This is a genomic window from Micromonospora sp. NPDC000442, from assembly GCF_042898635.1.
Lineage (GTDB): Bacteria > Actinomycetota > Actinomycetes > Mycobacteriales > Micromonosporaceae > Micromonospora.
In genome coordinates, this window is record NZ_JBIAYZ010000012.1 from 76608 (window position 1) to 92504 (window position 15897).

Genomic DNA, 15897 nt, shown 5'->3' on the forward strand with positions numbered 1-15897 from the left:
GCCGAGCGCCACGACGGGGCAGGATGGCGCTAGAGACCTATCCCACACACAACCGAGGGAACGCCTGTGGCTACGGAACGCAAGCGCCCGGTGATCACGGCCGGCCTGCCTAGCCAGCTTCCGGACATCGACCCCGAAGAAACCAGCGAGTGGGTCGAGTCGCTCGACGGTGTCATCGACGACCGTGGCACCAAGCGAGCCCGCTACGTCATGCTGAGGCTGCTGGAGCGCGCCCGGGAGCGTCAGGTCGGGGTGCCGTCGCTGACCACCACCGACTACATCAACACCATTCCGCCGGAGCGCGAACCGTGGTTCCCCGGCGACGAGCACGTCGAGCGCCGGATCCGGGCGTACGTGCGGTGGAACGCGGCGATGCTGGTGCACCGCGCGCAGCGGCCGGAGATCGGCGTCGGTGGCCACATCTCGACCTACGCCAGCTCGGCCTCGCTCTACGAGGTCGGCTTCAACCACTTCTTCCGGGGCAAGGGCCACCCGGGTGGCGGCGACCACATCTTCTACCAGGGGCACGCCTCCCCCGGCATGTACGCGCGGGCGTACCTGGAGGGTCGGCTCAGCGAGAACCAGCTCGACGGGTTCCGGCAGGAGCTGTCCCACCCTGGCGGCGGCCTCCCCTCGTACCCGCACCCCCGGCTGATGCCGGACTTCTGGGAGTTCCCCACGGTCTCCATGGGTCTGGGCGGTCTGAACGCCATCTACCAGGCCCGGTTCAACCGGTACCTGCAGCACCGGGGCATCAAGGACACCTCCGACCAGCACGTCTGGGCCTTCCTCGGCGACGGCGAGATGGACGAGCCGGAGACGCTGGGCGCGATCGGGGTGGCCGCCCGCGAGGAGCTGGACAACCTCACCTTCGTGATCAACTGCAACCTGCAGCGCCTGGACGGGCCGGTACGCGGCAACGGCAAGGTCATGCAGGAGCTGGAGGCGTTCTTCCGGGGCGCCGGATGGAACGTCATCAAGGTGGTCTGGGGGCGGGAGTGGGATCCGCTGCTCGCCGCCGACACCGACGGCGCGCTTGTCAACCTGATGAACACCACGCCCGACGGCGACTACCAGACCTACAAGGCGGAGTCCGGGGCGTACGTGCGGGAGCACTTCTTCGGCCGTGACCCGCGCACCCGCAAGATGGTCGAGGGGCTGACCGACGACGAGATCTGGAATCTCAAGCGGGGCGGGCACGACTACCGCAAGCTCTACGCGGCCTACAAGGCGGCGACCGAGCACACCGGCCAGCCGACCGTGATCCTGGCCAAGACGATCAAGGGCTGGACGCTCGGCTCGCACTTCGAGGGCCGCAACGCCACGCACCAGATGAAGAAGCTGACGCTGGAGGACCTGAAGACCTTCCGCGACCGGCTGTACCTCGACATCCCGGACTCGGCGCTGGAGGAGAACCCCTACCTGCCGCCGTACCTGCGGCCGGACGAGAAGTCCGACGAGATGCAGTACCTGCACGAGCGGCGCAAGCAGCTCGGCGGTTACCTGCCCACCCGGCGGACCAGCACCAAGAAGCTGGGCATCCCGGCCGCGGAGCGCTTCGCCGACGTCAAGCGTGGTTCGGGCAAGCAGAAGGTGGCCACCACGATGGCCTTCGTCCGGCTGCTCAAGGACCTGATGAAGGACAAGGAGTTCGGCAAGCGTTGGGTGCCGATCATCCCCGACGAGGCGCGCACCTTCGGTCTGGACTCCATCTTCCCGACCGCCAAGATCTACTCGCCGCACGGCCAGCGGTACACCTCCGTCGACCGGGAGCTGTTCCTGTCGTACAAGGAGTCGACAGTCGGGCAGATCCTGCACGAGGGGATCAACGAGGCCGGCTCGGTCGCCTCGTTCACCGCGGCCGGCACGTCGTACGCCACCCACGACGAGCCGATGATCCCGATGTACATCTTCTACTCGATGTTCGGGTTCCAGCGCACCGGCGACGGCTTCTGGGCCGCCGCGGACCAGATGACCCGGGGCTTCGTGCTCGGTGCCACCGCCGGACGCACCACGCTCAACGGTGAGGGGCTCCAGCACGAGGACGGTCACTCCCTGCTGCTGGCCGCCACCAACCCGGCGGTCGTCGCGTACGATCCGGCGTTCGCGTTCGAGATCGCGCACATCATGGAGAGCGGCCTGCACCGGATGTACGGCGAGGAGCCGGAGAACGTCTTCTACTACCTCACCGTCTACAACGAGCCGATCCACCAGCCGGCGGAGCCTGACGGCGTGGACGTCGAGGGCATCGTCAAGGGCATCCACCGCTACTCCCCCGCCCCCTCGCTGGACGGGGACGCCCCCCGGGCGAACCTGCTGGCCTCCGGCACCGGCATGCAGTGGGCGCTCAAGGCGCAGCAGCTGCTGGCGCAGGACTGGGGGGTGGCCGCCGACGTCTGGTCGGTCACCTCGTGGACGGAGCTGCGCCGCGACGCGGTGGAGTGTGAGGAGTACAACCTCCTGCACCCGGGTGCCGAGCAGCGGGTGCCGTACATCCAGCGCAAGCTGGCCGACGCCGACGGCCCGAAGGTCGCGGTCAGCGACTGGATGCGCGCGGTGCCGGACCTGATCTCCCGGTGGGTGCCGGGCGACTGGACCTCGCTGGGCACCGACGGCTTCGGCCTGTCCGACACCCGCCACGCCCTGCGCCGGCACTTCCACGTCGACGCCGAGTCGGTGACGGTGGCGACCCTGCGCCAGCTCGCGCTACGCGGGGCGGTACCGGCCCACGTACCGGCCGAGGCGGCCAAGAAGTACGCCATCGACGACGTCAACGCCGCCCCGGTCGGCGAGACCGGCGGCGACAGCTAAACAGTTCCACCCCGAAGGGCCCGGCGTGCACCCCACGCCGGGCCCTTCCCCATCCCCCCACCCCCACCCCCCGCCCCAGCCCTGTTGATCATGAGGTTAGCGGCGTTTTGAAGATCAACAACTGCCGTCAACCTCATGATCAACAAAGGGTGGGGGTGGGGAGGTCGGGATGGGGGGTGGTATGACGCAGGTGGTATTGGATGGTGCTATCGCCTGTAACAGGGATTAATTCAGAATGGTCGATAGGCGTTGGCCCTTGCGGGCATTGGGTCGGTTCGGTGGACTATCCCGTCGCGCCGTCCCACCGCCGGCCCGGACGCTATCGACGCTCCGGCGCGACGGAAGGGAGTGCACATGCGACCTGTCCGGATCGGTCTCGCCCTGACCGTCGGCGTCCTGGTGGTGTCGATGTTCCCGGCGAGCTCGCCGTCGGTGGCACACGACCCGGCCACCCCGGCCGGGCGCGCGTCGGCCCAGGAGTTCATGGCCCAGCGCGAACCCACTCAGCAACTCGTCGCGGCCGCTGCCGCGACCTGCACGAACGGCCAGGCGGTGGGCTACCCCTGCCGCAACGTGGACCTGCTGTCGTTCATGCCGCTGTCCAGCATCGGTGGCAGCCAGGCCAACGACATCTGGGGCTGGACGGACCCGCAGACCGGCAAGGAGTACGCGCTGGTCGGTCGCCGCAACGGCACCTCCTTCGTGGACGTGTCCAACCCGACCGCCCCGGTCTACCTGGGCAACCTGCCCGCGTACCAGAACCGCACCGCGATCTGGCGGGACATCAAGGTCTACCGGGACCACGCGTACGTGGTGGCGGACGTCTCCGGGCACGGCATGCAGGTGTTCGACCTGACCCGGCTGCGTGGCGTCACCGCACCGCAGACCTGGACGGCCAACACGCACTACAGCCGGTTCGGCAACTCGCACAACATCGCCATCAACGAGCAGACCGGGTACGCGTACGCGGTCGGCACGAACACCTGTAGCGGCGGCCTGCACATGGTCGACATCCGCACCCCGAAATCCCCGGTGTACGCCGGCTGCGTCAGCAACGACGGCTACACCCACGACACCCAGTGCGTGGTCTACCGGGGTCCGGACACCACCTACACGGGACGGGAGATCTGCGTCAGCTCCAACGAGGACACGGTGACCGTGGTCGACGTGACCACCAAGTCCGCTCCCCGGCAGCTGTCCCGCATCGGCTACAGCGGGCGGGCGTACACCCACCAGGGCTGGTTCACCGACAACCAGCGGTACTTCCTGCTCGACGACGAGTTGGACGAGACCCGGCGCGGGGTACGGACGCAGACCTACATCTGGGACCTGGCCGACCTGGACGCACCTCGGCACATCGGCACCTACAGCGCCCCGTCCGGGGTCCAGGCCACCGATCACAACCAGTACGTCAAGGGCAGCTACAGCTACCAGGCCAACTACCGGGCCGGGTTGCGCATCCTGGACCTGCGTAACGTGGCCAGCGGTCAGGCCACCGAGGCCGGATTCTTCGACATCTACCCGTCGAGCAACAGTGCCTCGATGAACGGGGCGTGGAGCACCTACCCCTACTACCCGAGCGGCATCGTGGTGGTCAGCGGGATCGAGCAGGGGCTGTTCGTACTCCAGCCCCGCTTGTCATGACCGCCACCGACCATCGGCCGGGGACGGTCGCCGGCCAGGTCGAGGGGGCGTCCCAGCCGGGGCGCCCCCGCCCCGACCCGGTGCCCGCGGCACCGACGGGCGGCACGGCGTGGCGGTACGCCGCCGCCGCGCTGGTGCTCGGCCTGACCCTGACCGTCGGCTTCTTCGCCGGTCGCGCGGGTGCGCCGGCCTCCGGTCCGGCACCGCAGGCGGCGTCCACCGCGCACCTCGGTCACGGCCCGGGCGGGCTTGAGGTGTCCCGCGACGGCTGGACGCTGGCGCTGGACACCCCGAGCCTGATCGTTGGCCGACCGGGCGAACTGGCCTTCCGGATCACCGACCCGGCCGGCACGGCGCTCACCACTTTTCAGGAGAACCACGAGCGCCGGATGCACCTGATCCTGGTCGGTCGGGACCTCTCCGGCTACCAGCACGTACACCCGGAGATGTCGACCGACGGCACCTGGCGGGTCACGGTCACGCCGAGCACGCCCGGCCCGCTCCGGGCCATCGCGGACTTCTGGCCGCAGGGTGCGCCCGCGGGCGTCACGCTCGGCGTCGACGTACCGGTCCCCGGCCGGTACGCCGCCGGCCCGCTGGCCCCACCGGAGGAGACGATCCTGGTGGACGGCTACACGGTCACCCTCGACGGTGGGCTGCGGGCGGGCGAGTCCAACCAGGTGCTCGTCTGGCTCGGGCAGGACGGGCGGCCGGTCAACGACCTGCAACGGCACCTGGGCGCGTACGGGCATCTGGTGGCACTGCGCCAGGGCGATCTGGCGTACCTGCACGTTCACCCGGCGGCGGCCAGCCAGCCCAGCTCGGTGGTGGCGTTCGGCGTCGCCGTGCCGTCGACCGGCACCTACCGGCTGTTCTTCGAGTTCCGGCACCTCGACGAGGTACGCGTCGCCGCGTTCACCGTGGTCGTGTGAGGTAACCGGGCTGCGACGAGCGGTGGCGGCCCGGGTGCCTCTGGAAGGGGACACCGGGGCCGCCACCTTCGCGGGTGACGCCGGGACGTGGCCCGTCAGCCGACGGCGGCCAGATCGGTCAGCCGGGCCAGCGAGTCCTCCAGGTCGGCGCCGACCCGACGCAGGCCGAGCCGGAGCAGGGCGGCCTTGACCGGGCCGGCCGGCCAGCGTACGACGATGAGCCGCACGACCGTGCCGCCCTCCTGTTCGTCGGGCGTGAGCTGGACGTATATCTCGGTGCGCGCCTCCGCTCGGGCACCGGCGCCCTTGGCGCGTTCGCGCCAGCCGATCAGGGTCGGCTCCTGATAGGCGATCACCTCGGCCTCATGCGCGGCACCGCGTCCGGCCTGGACCAGCTGCCGCCGACCGAAGCCCTCCCCCGAGAGGACCTCGGCCGCACGGACCCCGGCCAGCCAGGCCGGCAACTGCTCGGCCCGCTGCACCACGTCCCAGACCGCTTCCACCGGCGCCGCCACGTGCGCGCTGCGTTCCACGAGGATCATTTCCGTCTTCCTCCAGTGAGGACATCCCACAATATTCGGCACTCTATGCGCAAAAACGGACGTATATGGACGGGTTCGTAAAAGACACGCCGAAAGGTATTGCTCCTCGTCGCCCGGGAGCCTATGGCGTCCGGTCTCGACGCCCCCTAGAGTTCCGAGCACGTTTCGCGTTTACCGGGAGGGCGCATGTCGACCGCACCGATGCCCGAGTTCCCCACCGGCTTCCGCTGGGGCGTCTCCACCTCCGCCTACCAGATCGAGGGCGCCACCGGCACCGACGGACGTGGACCGTCCATCTGGGACACCTTCGCCCACACCCCCGGCCGGATCGTCGACGGCAGCAGCGGCGACGTGGCCTGCGACCACTACCACCGGTACGCCGAGGACGTCGCCCTGATGGCCGGGCTGGGTGTCAGCGCGTACCGCTTCTCGATCGCCTGGCCCCGGGTGCTGCCCAGCGGCACCGGCCAGGTCAACCCCGCCGGGCTGGACTTCTACGAACGGCTGGTCGACGAGCTACTCACGCACGGCATCGATCCGGTCGCCACCCTCTTCCACTGGGACCTGCCCCAGCCGCTGGAGGACGCCGGGGGCTGGCTGAACCGGGACACCGCGCACCGCTTCGCCGAGTACGCCGACCTGGTGGCCGCCCGGCTCGGCGACCGGGTGCGGCTCTGGATCACGCTCAACGAACCGTTCATCCACATGAGCCTCGGGCACGCCACCGGCGTCCACGCCCCCGGCCGGATGCTGCTCTTCGACGCCTTTCCGGTCGCCCACCACCAGTTGCTCGGCCACGGGCTCGCGGTCGCCGCGCTGCGTGCCCGCAGCACCAGCCCGGTGGCCATCGCCAACAACTACTCCCCGGTACGCGTGGTCGGTGGCAGCCAGGCCGACGCCGCCGCGGCGGCGACCTACGACGCCCTGCACAACCGGCTCTTCACCGACCCGCTGCTCGGTCACGGGTACCCGGCGGAGCTGGGCTTCGACACCGCCGTGGTCCGCGACGGCGACCTGGACGTGATCGCCACGCCGATCGACGTGCTCGGCGTCAACTACTACAACCCCACCGCGATACGCGCCCCCGAGGAGGGCTCGCCACTGCCCTTCGAGCTGGTGCCGCTCACCGGCTACCCGCGTACCGCCTTCGACTGGCCGGTGGTCCCGGACGGACTGCGTGAGCTGCTCGGCTGGCTGCACGACCGCTACGGCACCGCACTGCCGCCGATCCAGGTCACCGAGAGTGGCTGCGCCTACGACGACGCGCCCGACGCCGACGGGCGGGTGCCCGACCCGGACCGGATCGCCTACCTCGACGGCCACCTGCGGGCCGTCCGCGCCGCGATGGACGACGGGGTGGACGTGACCGGCTACTTCGTCTGGTCGCTGCTGGACAACTGGGAGTGGGCCGAGGGCTTCACCAAACGCTTCGGCCTGGTGCACGTGGACTTCGACACCGGGCAGCGCACGCCCAAGTCGTCGTACGCCTGGCTGCGCGAGGTGATCGCGACCAACCGGCGGGAACCTCGGTGACCACCGTCGACCCCACCCCGGCCTCGCTGCCGGCCGCGCTCGCCGAGCCGACCGTGCCGGTCCGGCGCGGATGGATCGCGCTGCTGTTCGCCGCCAACCTCGGCGTCTGGATGGCCTTCTTCACCCCGATCCAGGTGCTGCTCCCCCAGCAGCTCGGGCAGATCGCAGCGGCCGACAAGGAGACCATGCTGGCGGTGGTCACCGGGTTCGGCGCCCTCGCGGCGGTGCTCGCCAACCCGCTGGCCGGGGCGCTGTCCGACCGGACCTGTCTACGGATCGGCCGACGGGAGTTCGGCCGGCGGCACGTCTGGACCCTCGGTGGCGCGGTGCTCGCCGCGCTGGCGCTGGTGCTGCTCGCCCAGGCGCAGACCGTGCTCGGGGTGGCGGTCGGCTGGGTCGCCGCGCAGGTCTGCCTCAACGCGATGCTGGCCAGCCTCACCGCCGCCGTACCGGACCGGGTGCCAGTCGTCCAGCGTGGCGGCGTCTCCGGCTGGGTCGGCATCCCGCAGGCGCTGGGGTTGGTGCTCGGGGTGGTCCTCGTCACCGCAGTGTTCACCGGCATCACCGCCGGTTACCTGGCGATCGCCGGGGCCATCCTGCTGCTGGCCGTGCCGTTCGCCGTGCGCACCAAGGACGATCCGCTACCCCATGCCCACCGGCTGACACTACGTGGCCTGTTCCGCTCGATGTGGGTGTCGCCGCGGCAGCATCCCGACTTCGGCTGGGCCTGGATCACCAGGTTCCTGGTCCAGCTCGGCAACGCCCTGGGCACCCTGTACCTGCTCTACTTCCTCACCGACGAGGTCCGGGTCGCCGACCCCGAGGGTGGCCTGCTGGTGCTGATCCTGCTCTACACCGCCGGGCTGATGGCCACCACGGTGGTCGCCGGTCGGCTGTCGGACCGGTCCGGCAGACGGAAGGTCTACGTGATCACTTCCGGGATGGTGATCGCACTGGCGGCGCTGCTGCTGGCCGTGGCGCCCACCTGGCCGATGGCGATGGCCGCCGCACTGCTGCTCGGTGCCGGCTACGGGGTGTACCTGTCGGTGGATGCCGCGCTGATCACCCAGGTGCTGCCCAAGGCCACCGACCGGGCCAAGGATCTGGGCGTGATCAACATCGCCAACTCCGCCCCGCAGGTACTCGGCCCGGCCATCTCCGCGCCGATCGTGGTGTACCTCGGCGGCTACCCCGCGCTGTACGCGACCACCGCCGCAGTGACCGTGCTCGGCAGCGTGCTGGTCCTGAAGATCCGCTCGGTGCCGTGAGCCGTACCCCTTGGCCGAAGGCGGTAGCGCGCCGCCGTAGGCTGGAGGTCGTGACGGTACGTGTGCGCTTCGCCCCTTCCCCGACCGGTATGTTCCACGTCGGCGGTGCCCGCTCGGCACTACAGAACTGGATCTACGCCAGGCAGCAGGGCGGGGTGTTCGTGCTGCGCATCGAGGACACCGACGCGGCCCGTAACAAGCCGGAGTGGACCGAGGGCATCCTCTCCGCGCTGGACTGGATCGGTATCGAGCGGGGCAGCTACGAGGGGCCCTACTTCCAGTCCTCGTACGCCGGTGAGCACCGGGCCGCCGCGCGGCGGTTGCACGAGGCGGGCCGGGCGTACTACTGCGACTGCACCCGCGAGGCGGTGCAGGCACGCACCGGCAACCAGTACACCGGTTACGACGGCTACTGCCGCGACCGGGCGCTGCCTCCCGGTGAGGGCCGGGCGCTGCGCTTCCGGACCCCCGACGAGGGTGCCACGGTGGTGACCGACCTGATCCGGGGCGAGCCGACCTTCGAGAACAAACTCATCGAGGACTTCGTCATCGCCCGGGGTGACGGCTCGCCGGTCTTCCTGCTGGCCAACGTCGTGGACGACATGACGATGGGGATCACGCATGTGATCCGGGCCGAGGAGCACCTGCCCAACACCCCGAAACAGCAGCTGCTCTGGGACGCGCTCGGGGTGAAGCCGCCGATCTGGGCGCACGTGCCGGTGGTGGTCAACGAGAAGCGGCAGAAGCTCTCCAAGCGCCGCGACAAGGTCGCGCTGGAGGCGTACCGCGACGAGGGGTACCTCGCCGAGGCCATGCGCAACTACCTGATGCTGCTCGGTTGGGCGCCCTCCGGTGACCGGGAGATCGTGCCCTGGTCGGTCATCGAGGACGAGTTCCGCCTGGCGGAGGTCAATCCCTCGCCCGCGTTCTTCGACGAGAAGAAGTTGCGCGCGTTCAACGGCGAGTACATCCGGGCGCTGCCCGTCGCGGAGTTCATCGAGGCGTGCCAGCCCTGGCTGACCGGCACCGGCACCATCGCGCCGCCCCCCTGGCAGCCGGCCGAGTTCGACGCGGCCGTGTTCGCGGCGGTGGCCCCGTTGGCGCAGACCCGGATCGCGGTGCTCAGCGAGATCGTGCCGAACGTCGACTTCCTCTTCGTCGACTCCCCGCTGATCGACGAGGCGGCCTGGACGAAGGCGATGAAGGAGGGGTCGGCGGACTTGCTCGACGCCGCCATCGCCGCCTTCGAGGCGGTCGATTCCTGGGACGCGGAGACGCTCAAGGCCACCCTGGAGGCGGTCGGCACGGAACGCGGCCTCAAGCTCGGCAAGGCCCAGGCACCGGTACGCGTCGCGGTCACCGGCCGTACCGTCGGCTTGCCGCTGTTCGAGTCGTTGGAGGTGCTCGGCCGCGAGCGCGCCCTGACCCGGATGCGCGCGGCCCGGGTCCGCCTGGTCTGACGCTCCGCAGCGGCGCCGGCGGAGCGGCCGGACCGTCAGCGCTCAACCACGGCGGGAGGCGCGGCGGCGGATCAGCCGGGCCGCAACCAGGATGGCCAGCAACGGCAACGCCGCGACAGCCGCCCACCACCACCCGCCGCCGGTGGACTCGTCCGACCGGGGCACGGGCGTGGCCGCCTCGGGGGTGGCCGGCGCCGGGGTGGTCCCGGGCGTACCGGAGGTCGTCGGATCGACGGCGGTGGGTTCCGGGGACGGGTCGGCGGGGGTGTTCGTGGTCAGCGTGAACCGCACCTCGCCGGTGATCGGGTGACCGTCGGCGGACACCAGTCGGTAGCCGACGATGTACAGCCCGGCGGCGCCGGGAGCGAACGGCACGCTGACCCGGTTGCCGGAGAAACGCGGCTGGCCACCCGCCGCGTCGACATTGTCCGGCCCGGTGATCGTGACCTTCGTCGTGGCCTCGTCAAGCCGGGCCAGGAAGCGCAGCTCGACGCGGTCCGGTGCCTCGGCCACCCGGGCACCCGCGCGAGGGCTGCTGCCGGTCAACTGGTTGTGCGCGGCGGCCGGCACGGCCGGCATCAGCAACGACACGCCGAACGCCACGCCGAGCACCGCTGCCCAGGAACGCGTCAAACGCGCTATCCTGCCCCCCATCATGGCCTCCGCAAAGGTAAGATCCGCCCGCTGCTTCGCGGCTGGTCGTTGGTCGAGTCGCGATCGCGGATAGTTCCAATTAGTGTTTCATCAGCTGCAACCGATCGGCGTTCCGCGGAGTCTTTTAGTGGGTACCTGTCCTGTGGGCACGGTCACCACCGTCGGCCTTCCAACGTGTGACCCCTGCAGCACAGCCACCCATCGAACGGGGCGAGGAGGCGGCATGGTCCGACGGATGAGGCGACTGGCCGGAGCGACTGTGGGTGCGGTGGCGGCACTGCTGCTGTCGCTCAGTTCGGCCGAGGTGGCCGGGGCGGCACCGAAGACGCCGCCGGCCGGCGTGGACATCACCGGGCACGGGCTGGCCGAGCCGTTGCGGCTGCGCGCCGACACCCACCCCGCGCATGTCGTCGCCGTCATCGAGCAGGTCAACCACAAGGGCCTGGTCCGCCAGTCCGGCGGCCCGAAGAAGGCCGACCTCGGTCCGAAGTACACAGTCCTGGTGCTGGCCGGCGACGCTCCGAAGCAGACCTACGACCTGTACCCGAAGGCGGTCGGTGGGCCGCGCGTGTACCGCCCGGCGAAGCAGCCCGACCGCAAGGTCAGCGCAGCCTGGTACCTCGGACGGGTCAGCATGTCCGAGACGCTGCGGACCGCCGGTGTGCCGCTGGAACGGACCTACGAGGCGGTCAGCGGGGGTGCCGGCGGGGGTGAACGCATCATCCCGGAGGACGCGCTCAACCCCGCACAGGACATCAACGAGGCGTTCAGCGAGCTGCGCCGCCTGCTCCTGCTGAACGTCGCGGTGGTGCTGGTGATCACCGTCGGGCTCGCCGGGATCGCGCTACTGATCCGCCGCCGTACCCGCTGACGCCACCTCCTGGCGCGAGGTCGCGGTCCGACCCGCGAGTGCGCCGCAGCGGCCTGTCCCGCCGCTCAGCACCAACGCCCCGGCGGGCGTTGCCGCCGCAGGCTGCGGTGGGCCGGGCGAACCGGGCCGTGCCGGTGCGCCCCGGCCCAACCGGGCAGGTCACTACGGCACCCGCCGGCCGTCGGGTCGGTCTGCCCGGCCGTCGACGGCTCGATGGTGCGCTGGCGAGGCACCGGCGGCTCACCACCGCGCTGCCGGGCGGATGGGTCGTCCTCGGGGCGTTCCGCCACCCGACCGGCGACCGGCTCGACCGGATGCACCAGGCCGGGCGGCCGGCGGTGGTGCTTGGCGAGGGCCGGCTGCTCGTGCGGGCCCGGTCGGCACGGCTCCCCCTGGGCACAGCCGTGGTCGGCCTCCCCGTACGCCATCGGCGTCTCCTCACGCTCGCCCTCACCCGCCGGTGCCCACCCGACGTGCCCTGTCACCGTACTGGCCGGTTCGGACCGGCCGCGCAGCGCGTACCGGTTCACCCGCCGCCGGTGCCGGTGTCGACGCCTGCCGTCGAGGTCCAGGTCAGCGCATGTCAGGCTAGGCGGGTGAGCGAGTCGGGCGGCACGGACCTGTCAGCCACGCTGCGCCGGATCGAGCGGGCGGCCGGTGCGCTGGCCACCGCGAGCGTGGTCCGGATGGACGAGACCCTGCCCTGGTTCCGGGAGCTGCCGGCCGACCAGCGCTCCTGGGTGATGCTTGTGGCCCAGGCCGGCGCCCGCTCCCTGGTCCAGTGGTTGCGTGCCGGCGGCGGGGCCGCCGAGGGCACCCAGGAGGTTTCCGACGAGGTGTTCGCCACCGCGCCGCAGGCGCTGGCCCGCTCGATCACCCTTCAGCAGACCGTCGCCCTGATCAAGGTCACGATCGACGTCGTCGAGGAGCAGGTCGGCGACCTCGCTGCCCCCGGTGAGGAGCCGCAGCTGCGGGAGGCGGTGCTGCGGTACTCCCGGGAGATCGCCTTCGCCGCCGCCCGGGTCTACGCCCGGGCCGCCGAGTCGCGCGGTTCCTGGGACGCCCGGTTGCAGGCCCTGCTGGTTGACGCGTTGCTGCGCGGCGACTCGCCGGACGTGCTGGCCAGCCGGGCCGCCGCGCTCGGCTGGACGGACGCGCCACCGGTGGCGGTTGCGGTCGGTCCCTCCCCCGGCGGTGAGGTCGCCGCGGTCCTGCACACCGTCTACCGGCAGGCCCGGCGGATCGGTGTCGAGGTGATCGGCGGCGTACACGGCGACCGCCTGGTGATCGTGCTCGGCGGAGCGGCGGACCCGGTCGCGGCGACGGGCAAGCTGCTCACCGCCTTCGGCGACGGACCGGTGGTGGTCGGTCCGGCGGTGCCGAGCCTGGACGAGGCGACCGAGTCGGCCCGGGCGGCGTTGGCCGGATACCGGGCCGCCCCGGCGTGGCCGGCGGCACCACGCCCGGTGCACGCCGGTGACCTGCTGCCCGAGCGGGCCCTGGCGGGCGACACCGAGGCCCGTCGCCGGCTGCGCCATGACGTGTACGCGGTGCTGGTCCGCGCGAGCGGTGAACTGCTGGAGACGTTGGACGCCTTCTTCGCCGCCGGTGGCACGTTGGAGAGCGCCGCCCGGGCGCTGTACGTGCACCCGAACACCGTGCGCTACCGGCTGCGGCGGATCTCCGAGGTGACCGGCTTCAGCCCGCTGACGCCCCGGGACGCATTCGCGCTGCGGGTCGCGCTGACCGTCGGCCGGCTCGACCCGGTGGTACCGACCCAGACATTGGCCCCACCAGTCAGTAAAAGATCACAGCATGGTGATGACCAGCGTCAATCTTTGTAGGATCCCTCCAACTGTCCTAGTGCGGTTTGGTGCCAGCCGGCACAGCGCAACCCATGGGTATCCAGGAGAGTCATAGACGTGCTCGCCGTACTCTGCCCCGGCCAGGGTTCCCAGAAACCCGGCTTTCTGACCCCCTGGCTCGACCTGCCCGACGCCGAAGCCCGACTGCACTCGTGGTCCGAGCTGGCCGGCGTCGACCTGGTGCACCTGGGCACCACCGCCGACGCCGACGAGATCCGGGACACCGCGCGCACCCAGCCGCTGCTGGTCGCCGCCGCGCTGCTCGCCGCCGAGCACCTGCCGATGCGCCAGGTCGCGGTGACCGCCGGGCACAGTGTCGGTGAACTCGGCGCGGCGGCGCTGGTAGGGGCGCTGCCGGCGGAGGCGGCGATCACCCTCGCCGGCGTACGCGGCCGGGAGATGGCCGCCGCCTGCGCGCTGGAGCCGACCGGCATGGCCGCCGTGCTCGGTGGTGACCCGGACGAGGTGACCGCCGCGATCAGCGCCCACGGGCTGCACGCCGCCAACCGCAACGGCAAGGGCCAGGTTGTCGCCGCTGGTGCGCTCGACGGGCTGGAGAAGTTGGCTGCCGAGCCCCCGGAGCGGGTCCGGGTCGTCCGGTTGCAGGTGGCCGGCGCCTTCCACACCCCGTACATGGCTCCGGCGGAGGCGGCGCTGGCCACCGTCGCCGCCGGGATCACCCCGAGCGATCCGGACCGCATCCTGCTGTCCAACCTCGACGGGACGGCGGTCGACAACGGCCGCGAGCTGCTCGAACGGCTGGTCCGCCAGGTGACCGCCCCGGTCCGCTGGGACCTCTGCATGGCCACTCTCACCAGCCTCGGCGTGACCGGCGTGATCGAGCTGCCGCCCGCCGGCACGCTCGCCGGCCTGGTCAAGCGCGAACTCGCCGGTGCCGGTGCGCCGGAGATCGTTACCTTGAAGACCCCGGACGACCTGCCCGCCGCCCGGGAGCTCATCGCCCGGCACGGCACGACGGCGGGCGGTCCGGTAAACGAAAACAGTCCGCTCACGTCTCGCGACAACACCGACGCTGGGGAGGCCTCGTCATGACGGGCAGCCGGATCCTGTCCCTCGGGCACTACCAGCCGTCCCGGGTGGTGACCAACGACGAGATCGCCCAACTGGTGGAGACCAGCGACGAGTGGATCCGTGACCGGGTCGGCATCGCGACCCGCCGGATCGCCGGTGACGAGACGGTCGCCGACATGGCCGCTGCCGCGGCCGACAAGGCGCTGGCCAACTCCGGCCTGACCGCCGCCGACATCGACCTGGTCGTGGTCGCCACCTGCACGTCGATCGACCGCAGCCCGAACGTGGCCTGCCGGGTGGCCGCCAAGCTGGGGATCAACGTCCCGGGGGCGTACGACGTAAACACCGCCTGCTCCGGCTTCGCGTACGCGCTGGGCACGGTCGACCACGCGATCCGCGCGGGCGCGTCACGCAACGCCCTGGTGATCGGCGCGGAGAAGCTGTCCGACTTCACCGACTGGACCGACCGCTCCACCTGCATCATCTTCGGCGACGGCGCGGGCGCGGCCGTGGTCACCGCCACTGCCGAGGACGAGCCGGCCGGCGTCGGTCCGGTGGTGTGGGGCTCGGTGCCGGAGCGCGGCGACGCGGTACGTATCGAGGGTTGGCGACCGTACGTCGCCCAGGAGGGTCAGACGGTGTTCCGCTGGGCCACCACAGCGCTGGCGCCGCTCGCCCTGCAGGCGTGTGAACGCGCCGGTGTCGACCCGTCGGAGCTGGCCGCCTTCGTCCCGCACCAGGCCAACGCCCGGATCATCGACGGCATCGCGAAGCGGCTGAACATCCCACAGGCGATCATCGCCAAGGACATCGTCGAGTCCGGCAACACCTCCGCGGCCAGCATCCCGCTGGCCCTGTCCAAGCTGGTGGAGCGCCGCGAGGTGCCCTCCGGCGCCCCGGTGCTGCTGTTCGGCTTCGGCGGCGGCCTGACCTACGCCGGTCAGGTCGTCCGCTGCCCCTGATACCCCCACGGCGCGTGGCGCCGAGGAGCGACGGGTGGCGTCGCCGCCCCGTCGAGAGAACCCGATGAGAGGAACCCACCGCAATGACCCGTGACGAGATCACCGCCGGCCTCGCCGAGATCCTCGAAGAGGTTGCCGGGGTGAACCCGGACGACGTGGCCGAGGGGAAGTCCTTCACCGACGACCTGGACGTCGACTCCCTCTCCATGGTGGAGGTCGTGGTCGCCGCCGAGGAGAAGTTCGGCGTCAAGATCCCTGACAACGAGGTGCAGAACCTCAAGACCGTCGGGGACGCCGTCAGCTACATCGAGGCGCAGTCCTGA

14 protein-coding genes are annotated in these 15897 nt (G+C 71.1%); 11 read left to right on the plus strand and 3 right to left on the minus strand.

Annotated elements, in window-relative coordinates; all coding sequences use genetic code 11:
* The first annotated feature begins 66 nt into the window (after positions 1–66).
* From aceE to ACFY2A_RS20090, 3 genes are all read left to right on the plus strand, one after another.
* Positions 67–2811, plus strand: a complete 2745-nt coding sequence (gene aceE / locus ACFY2A_RS20080; protein ID WP_363923234.1) for a pyruvate dehydrogenase (acetyl-transferring), homodimeric type — start codon at positions 67–69, stop codon at positions 2809–2811.
* 354 nt (positions 2812–3165) lie between these two features.
* On the plus strand, positions 3166–4455 hold the full coding sequence (locus tag ACFY2A_RS20085; RefSeq protein ID WP_387173514.1) for a choice-of-anchor B family protein: 1290 nt from the start codon (positions 3166–3168) through the stop codon (positions 4453–4455).
* Entirely contained in the window at positions 4452–5387 is a 936-nt protein-coding gene (locus ACFY2A_RS20090) for a hypothetical protein (RefSeq protein ID WP_387173516.1), read from the plus strand. Before ACFY2A_RS20085 ends, ACFY2A_RS20090 begins: the two co-directional genes overlap by 4 nt.
* A gap of 95 nt (positions 5388–5482) precedes the next feature.
* Here the strand turns inward: ACFY2A_RS20090 and ACFY2A_RS20095 are convergent, their stop codons facing one another.
* The gene (locus tag ACFY2A_RS20095) at positions 5483–5929 is read right to left on the minus strand and encodes an SRPBCC family protein (protein WP_093401307.1); all 447 of its coding nucleotides are present in this window, start codon (positions 5927–5929) and stop codon (positions 5483–5485) included.
* 186 nt (positions 5930–6115) lie between these two features.
* On the opposite strand from ACFY2A_RS20095, the gene ACFY2A_RS20100 reads away from it, so the two are divergent.
* Genes ACFY2A_RS20100 through gltX form a run of 3 tightly spaced genes read left to right on the plus strand, consistent with a single transcriptional unit; the run spans position 6116 to position 10190 of the window.
* A complete protein-coding gene (locus tag ACFY2A_RS20100) occupies positions 6116–7462 on the plus strand; it encodes a GH1 family beta-glucosidase (protein WP_387173518.1) in 1347 nt (448 codons plus the stop codon).
* On the plus strand, positions 7459–8730 hold the full coding sequence (locus ACFY2A_RS20105; RefSeq protein ID WP_387173520.1) for an MFS transporter: 1272 nt from the start codon (positions 7459–7461) through the stop codon (positions 8728–8730). Before ACFY2A_RS20100 ends, ACFY2A_RS20105 begins: the two co-directional genes overlap by 4 nt.
* 50 nt (positions 8731–8780) lie before the next feature.
* Entirely contained in the window at positions 8781–10190 is a 1410-nt protein-coding gene (gene gltX, locus ACFY2A_RS20110) for a glutamate--tRNA ligase (RefSeq protein WP_387173522.1), read from the plus strand.
* A 42-nt stretch (positions 10191–10232) separates the two neighbouring features.
* Here gltX and ACFY2A_RS20115 read toward each other — a convergent pair whose 3' ends face one another.
* Positions 10233–10823, minus strand: coding sequence for a copper resistance protein CopC (locus ACFY2A_RS20115; protein ID WP_387173524.1), 591 nt, complete (start codon positions 10821–10823; stop codon positions 10233–10235).
* A 244-nt stretch (positions 10824–11067) separates the two neighbouring features.
* Between ACFY2A_RS20115 and ACFY2A_RS20120 the strand changes: the two genes are divergently transcribed.
* Positions 11068–11715 (plus strand): hypothetical protein, encoded by a 648-nt coding sequence (locus tag ACFY2A_RS20120; protein ID WP_387173526.1) that lies wholly within the window; start codon positions 11068–11070, stop codon positions 11713–11715.
* Positions 11716–11780: 65 nt separating this feature from the next.
* Here ACFY2A_RS20120 and ACFY2A_RS20125 read toward each other — a convergent pair whose 3' ends face one another.
* Positions 11781–12143, minus strand: a complete 363-nt coding sequence (locus tag ACFY2A_RS20125; RefSeq protein ID WP_387173528.1) for a hypothetical protein — start codon at positions 12141–12143, stop codon at positions 11781–11783.
* Between the two features lie 111 nt (positions 12144–12254).
* On the opposite strand from ACFY2A_RS20125, the gene ACFY2A_RS20130 reads away from it, so the two are divergent.
* From ACFY2A_RS20130 to ACFY2A_RS20145, 4 genes are all read left to right on the plus strand, one after another.
* Positions 12255–13559 (plus strand): helix-turn-helix domain-containing protein, encoded by a 1305-nt coding sequence (locus ACFY2A_RS20130; RefSeq protein ID WP_363923216.1) that lies wholly within the window; start codon positions 12255–12257, stop codon positions 13557–13559.
* Positions 13560–13637: 78 nt separating this feature from the next.
* A complete protein-coding gene (locus ACFY2A_RS20135) occupies positions 13638–14633 on the plus strand; it encodes an ACP S-malonyltransferase (RefSeq protein ID WP_387173530.1) in 996 nt (331 codons plus the stop codon).
* Positions 14630–15574 carry a beta-ketoacyl-ACP synthase III gene (locus ACFY2A_RS20140; protein ID WP_363923212.1) on the plus strand — a complete coding sequence of 315 codons (945 nt, stop codon included), beginning with the start codon at positions 14630–14632 and terminating at the stop codon, positions 15572–15574. Before ACFY2A_RS20135 ends, ACFY2A_RS20140 begins: the two co-directional genes overlap by 4 nt.
* An 83-nt stretch (positions 15575–15657) precedes the next feature.
* Positions 15658–15897: an acyl carrier protein gene (locus tag ACFY2A_RS20145; protein WP_007072348.1), complete on the plus strand. Its 240-nt coding sequence runs from the start codon at positions 15658–15660 to the stop codon at positions 15895–15897.

What these genes read in the sequence shown, in the direction of transcription:
- ACFY2A_RS20090 (WP_387173516.1), top strand. Translation starts at nt 4,452, where the DNA reads ATGACCGCCACCGACCATCGGCCGGGGACGGTCGCCGGCCAGGTCGAG.
- ACFY2A_RS20095 (WP_093401307.1), bottom strand. Translation starts at nt 5,929, where the DNA reads ATGATCCTCGTGGAACGCAGCGCGCACGTGGCGGCGCCGGTGGAAGCG.
- ACFY2A_RS20140 (WP_363923212.1), top strand. Translation starts at nt 14,630, where the DNA reads ATGACGGGCAGCCGGATCCTGTCCCTCGGGCACTACCAGCCGTCCCGG.
- ACFY2A_RS20085 (WP_387173514.1), top strand. Translation starts at nt 3,166, where the DNA reads ATGCGACCTGTCCGGATCGGTCTCGCCCTGACCGTCGGCGTCCTGGTG.
- ACFY2A_RS20145 (WP_007072348.1), top strand. Translation starts at nt 15,658, where the DNA reads ATGACCCGTGACGAGATCACCGCCGGCCTCGCCGAGATCCTCGAAGAG.
- ACFY2A_RS20125 (WP_387173528.1), bottom strand. Translation starts at nt 12,143, where the DNA reads ATGGCGTACGGGGAGGCCGACCACGGCTGTGCCCAGGGGGAGCCGTGC.
- ACFY2A_RS20120 (WP_387173526.1), top strand. Translation starts at nt 11,068, where the DNA reads ATGGTCCGACGGATGAGGCGACTGGCCGGAGCGACTGTGGGTGCGGTG.
- ACFY2A_RS20100 (WP_387173518.1), top strand. Translation starts at nt 6,116, where the DNA reads ATGTCGACCGCACCGATGCCCGAGTTCCCCACCGGCTTCCGCTGGGGC.